Origin of the sequence: Pseudomonas sp. NBRC 111133 (assembly GCF_001320605.1) — a bacterium.
Classification (GTDB): Bacteria; Pseudomonadota; Gammaproteobacteria; order Pseudomonadales; family Pseudomonadaceae; genus Aquipseudomonas; species Aquipseudomonas monteilii.
This window is the reverse complement of sequence record NZ_BCBJ01000155.1, coordinates 1-4,996: the sequence shown is the minus strand read 5'-3', so window position 1 is coordinate 4,996 and position 4,996 is coordinate 1. Positions and strand designations below refer to the sequence as shown.

Below are 4,996 nucleotides of genomic sequence, written 5' to 3'. Positions count from 1 at the left end.
TTCCCTAATGGTATTACAGCTGCGCTAATGATGGGCTATCGGGATGAGTGCATAAGTAAAATTAAGGAATTGTCGGTCGAAGATGAATTAAAAGCATTCGCAATCGCCATGCAGGCTGCATACATAGAAGATGCACTTGAGCAGTTCGACCAAAAAACTATTGCACAGGGGAAGGATATGCTTAAGAATTACACCTTCCCCGCCCCGATCATCAGGTAAACAACTCGTGCAGAATACCGCAGCCCCCTCAGCCTTGTTTGCCATGACCACTGAAGACCCAAAGATCCTTAATCAGTATGGTGATGAGTTATTTCAAATTCAAGATCCAATGACGGGACACTTCTATTCTGTTAGCTTCGCCTGGAACTGTTCCATGGCGAAACGTCTATACGCGCAAATGTATTTCTTAGCCGGAGATATTTCACGGGGGTATGCTGACGACAGGGGGCGCATTGTTGTCAGCAGCCTTTCAAGCGCGCGGCAGGAGCTCGCTTATCTACGTGAACTGTGCGAATATTGGGAGCTTCACTATACCGACCGGGCACTTCAGTCTCTTTCCAGGGTCGAAATCCAGGTTATGCTCCGATTTTTCATGATGAAAAAAGAGCAAAATAGCGGGGAATGCCATATTCTAGGTGTTTCGATGCTCTCGATGATGTGCAGAATCCTAGACAAGACCCACAACCACCTCCACTGTGGAACTCTGGTCGACGGCGTGATTCACCGCATGACCCCCGCATTCAAAAAGAGTACGATGGAGCCTCTACTTCAGGGCTCTGATATGGATTACGCGACGTGGAGTAGAGGGGGCAGTTACGGCTCTATACCTATGACCTGCGCCTCATTAATGCTTGCTGAAGCAATCACACTAATCGAGTCCGATGAAGCGCAGATTGCGGCAATATTTTTTACGCAATGGCGTCGCGAAAAAACCAAGGTCACGAGCTGGTTTGGCGAAAAAGATCGATTAGCTCTCTATCGAAGAATGCAATCTCCGCAGTATGTATTATCTCGATTTGAACGAGGGTGGGCAGCATCCGCAACAGAACTTGGAAATGCCGTTGATAGCGCGACGAAATTTTCTCACGCCGCTTTACCCTGGAAAACTCAAGGTGAACTGAGCGATTTCTGTAGCGAGCTGACTAAAGCTGCTTTGACCGTCATCACACTGCTGAGCGGTTTTCGTATCTCCGAGATCAATGGAATGCGTATCCAAGATTACCACCAGGAGCCTGACGGTTCTTGGTGGTTTATCTCCGAAAACTATAAGACAGAATCTGGATTCGCTCACCCGAGGTCGTTGCATGGGCTTGCCGCAGATGCAGCAACGCTTATGAAAAATCTATCGGCAGTGAGTACGACTGATTTTAATCTTCCGTTGCTACACAGAGCTTACAGAAGTGAAGCTTTCTTAGTAGCACGCGGTGTAGGCAAATTCAGTAATGAGCAATGGTTAGCAGACGCAGGGTATTCCACTCTAGCCTTAAGAGCTTGGTTTAAAGCCTTTTACAAAATTAACGTTGTAGAAAAATATCCTGAAGCGGGAAAGATCCATAGTGAAGTCTCGCCTCACCAAGCGCGCCACACATTTGCGGAATTTGCCCTGCGAAGATTTGATGGAAACGTCATGGATAAAATTCGTGAACACTTTCGGCACTCCCAAGGCTCATTCCACACCCGACGTTATACACGCGAAAAACTAAGTGAATCTGTCAGAATTAGCCTTGAGCGTGATTACGCCAAAGAAGTCATAGGCCGAATTGCGCATGGTAGGTTGGACGACCGTTTCTATGGCCCTGCTGCAAAACGTATCGAAAAAGACATGGCAGCAATTTCGATTCTTACTGGAGCAGAATTCGATGATTACATCAGTGAGTTGGCGAATGAATTTGTGCGGTTTACCGCGTTTGAATGGGGCTATTGCGCCCTTCGTGGAAACGAGCAACATTTGGCGAAATGTCATGATTCCAAAACTGGAACTCCTAATGTTGATCAGCGGAGCAAGCCGGAGATTTGTGCAGGATGCCCTCATAGCATGAACAATAATCTGCAAAAGCAAGAGCTAGAACGCACTGCTATTGCGCATCAATTTATCGCAGAGAGCCACCCTCTCAAGGTTATAGGAAACATCAGCGCTCAAGTAGTTAGGCAACTTGAGCGCCGCTTGGAAGGAAAAGTATCAGCATGAAATTTAGCCTAGAGCAATATTCAAACGTAGTGAATGCTACAGAAGAACCTAAATGGGTGAACTCGCCAACAAAGCGAAATCTTTATCGAGAAGTCCACAAGGCGTTCAATCGCATCAAGACCCTAATGGAGGCTGGCACTGTTCTCGGAGTAAAAGATCGAAGAATCGTCGCTCGCAATATCGCTAAAGAAAGCGGTGTCCATGACAGCTTATTGAACAAGCGCCGTCAGCCAGAAATTCATGAGCTAATCACCAACAAAAATTCCGAACTTGAAGATCTGTGGGAAAGTTTGTCAGCAACGAAATACAGCGCAAGTAAAAAGCCCACAAAGGAAGAAATCAAAAAAGAACTCCGCTCTCAGACATCTGAGATTGATCGCCTAACTAACCTCCGCCTTGCAGAGGCTCTCACTGCAGCTATCAGCAACCAAATGATCGACAGCCACAGAACTTTAATTGCCACTATCGAACATCTTAAAGCTGAAAACGCCGAACTTCAGATTCGCAATGAGGAACTCAGCAAACAGCTCCGTCAAATGATGAAGACCGTAACCATGATAAAGTAAAAATAACCACCAGCGCACCTACACCGGCTCGCTAATATTGCTGCACCGCCTTATGCTTTATTCCCCGCCCCTCCCTACCATTTGAAATTATCACTTGGTCACCTGTACCTGTTAGCGGCGCATGTAAAAATTGAGCTTCATCAGCCTCCTCAGCCATTAAGCAATTTTCTGCTCCCTTTGTATGCCACTGATTGTAGAGCCTGAGAGCATTCTAAATACGAAGTTATCGATAAGTATCGTATACAAACGACAACTTGGCGCAATTCATATCCCAACGCGTTGTCCCCTATACTTTCCTCCATCACCAAATCAAATTTTGGATAGTATATTCTGACCAGCCTGTCATCTCAGCAGATTATGCACTTGACTTGAGCCTGTACAATCGAATCAGTGAGGGACTAGCAAAATTGCCAGCGACGACTCAGCTCTCTGGCTCACATCACTCCGAGATGCTATGATCGCGCATGATTCCCACGTATACATTAGCGGGCTATCTATGCTCTGTGTACCTTGTACCTATCGAGGAAAGAAATGGCTGATCAGTCCTGTCTCTTAATGCCTTTGCAGCCTCAACGAGCGCGGCCACGTCCTAATCGCCCCCTTCCACTCGATGAATATGAAAATTATTGCGACTTCCCACCAGATGACTTGGAGCTCGAGGAAGTAGAGTTTATCTGGTGGGTGGTAGCTTCTCGAATAAGCAAAAAAGAGCTTAGAAAGAGGTTGAATAACGCCGTGGCTAGCTATAGTCATAGCGGTTGCTTTCATTATGCCGCTGTGGCAGATCAGAAAGGACGTGGACGCTACCCTCGGGGAGTGATCAACACACTTTACCAAGTTCTTAAGGGGCGCAAGCTTATGGGAAGATCTCCTGAAACAGGAATCTTTTATATCCAAGTCGACATTTGGCATCTTTGCATACAAGCAGCCTTTGATTGGTGTCCACCAAAAGCATTAACTAAAAGGCTGCGCGGCATGAAAATTGAGTACGAGCTAGGATTATAATTGCACACGCTGCAGATTCAAGCGACCGATACCCTTGTGCTGGCCCGTTTCACAGATCATCAAATCTCAGCTCGGGCCATGAGCCCATCAATACCACCTCCAAGAATTACATCGATATAGCCCGGGCAATCATGCTGTCCTAAATGGGGCATTCGCTCAAGCTGGTTTACAATCATGAGCTCCACTTAACGAAACTGCTGGAGAAGTCGGGCATGTACAACAACGTTGAGGGAAGTATGACGAGGCACCGGCTCCGTCAGCACCTGCTTGACACGCGTAGCTCCTGATTCGGAGCATAGGTGGGATCAAGATCACAACTTGCCCAAGGCACGCTCTTTGTGACCGCCCTCGCCTCGCTGTGGAAATGGCTTTTCAGAGATAAGCGCTCGGTTTGGGAGATCAAGCAGGAACGATAGTTCATCGAGGCAGCGAATGGGCTGAGAAATTACACCGTGACGGATTGCGGTGGGGTCTCGATGGATCCAGAGGAAATCAAGGATTACGTCATAGCTCGTCAGCAGGAGCTCAGCCACCTGGTTGACCCTAAATGTCGGGAAACTCCTTCCCGAGGACTTTCAGGACTTAGTGCCGAGGCGTATGTGGAAGAAGATAGTTGGATTGCCAGGAGGTTGATTGGTGTGGCCGGCGAACTGCCTCTGGAGTGGCATCCTACGCTTGAAGCAGCCCTAGATGATCATGATGAGGCAATTTGAGCCTTAAATTATGGTCGCGCCCGGTGGGCCGGTTGTCGTGAACCAAGCCGCCTGCCGTTGGCCGCGTCTTGGCCCTGTCGGGCTTCCATCCTCGCGCCTACGCCATCATGGCTGCGCGCTCTGCTTGCTCATGAAAAGCGTAGCGAGGAAGCTGAGGCTTTTTTAGACAATCCGATGGCGCTTGCCACCGGACTGGCGATCTTCACTTCGTCGCGTAAAGGCTAGTGGGTAGCGCCTTGTAGACGCCTTCTACTTTTTTAACTACTCGGCTTAAGACACTATCGTTACCCAATTGAGCAACGTAGTAAATTTCCTTGAGCCTCAAACTTTGCGCTGCATTACACAGCGTGCTTTCCAGATAGAGTCGAATTGCCTTCATGTTCTCCTCTGAGTCGTGATTGAAATCTGGGTAGGTTAGCGTCCAAACGGTGTCGACATCCTTTGTCTTCATCCAATTTTTCGCTGCCAAAAGCCCATAAAGGTCATTGCGTTGCTCTTTGGATGCATCGTTGAGGTCTAGGGAA

The 4,996-nt window shown here is 47.9% G+C and carries 6 protein-coding genes; 5 read left to right on the top strand and 1 reads right to left on the bottom strand.

Going from position 1 to position 4,996, the window contains the following annotated elements; genetic code table 11:
* From APH36_RS32280 to APH36_RS31965, 5 genes are all read left to right on the top strand, one after another.
* A partial coding sequence (locus tag APH36_RS32280) for a hypothetical protein (RefSeq protein ID WP_177337146.1) occupies positions 1-219 on the top strand: 219 nt, incomplete at its 5' end.
* Between the two features lie 43 nt (positions 220-262).
* The gene (locus APH36_RS29320; protein WP_158002894.1) at positions 263-2,188 is read left to right on the top strand and encodes a hypothetical protein; all 1,926 of its coding nucleotides are present in this window, start codon (positions 263-265) and stop codon (positions 2,186-2,188) included.
* Entirely contained in the window at positions 2,185-2,754 is a 570-nt protein-coding gene (locus tag APH36_RS29315; protein WP_016711358.1) for a hypothetical protein, read from the top strand. Before APH36_RS29320 ends, APH36_RS29315 begins: the two co-directional genes overlap by 4 nt.
* A 531-nt stretch (positions 2,755-3,285) precedes the next feature.
* A complete protein-coding gene (locus APH36_RS31970) occupies positions 3,286-3,759 on the top strand; it encodes a hypothetical protein (protein ID WP_155738438.1) in 474 nt (157 codons plus the stop codon).
* A 476-nt stretch (positions 3,760-4,235) separates the two neighbouring features.
* Complete coding sequence (locus APH36_RS31965) at positions 4,236-4,472, top strand: hypothetical protein (protein WP_155738439.1); 237 nt, start codon at positions 4,236-4,238, stop codon at positions 4,470-4,472.
* Positions 4,473-4,674: 202 nt separating this feature from the next.
* Here APH36_RS31965 and APH36_RS32275 read toward each other — a convergent pair.
* Positions 4,675-4,996: hypothetical protein (locus tag APH36_RS32275; protein ID WP_177337145.1), on the bottom strand; the 322-nt coding region annotated here is incomplete at its 5' end.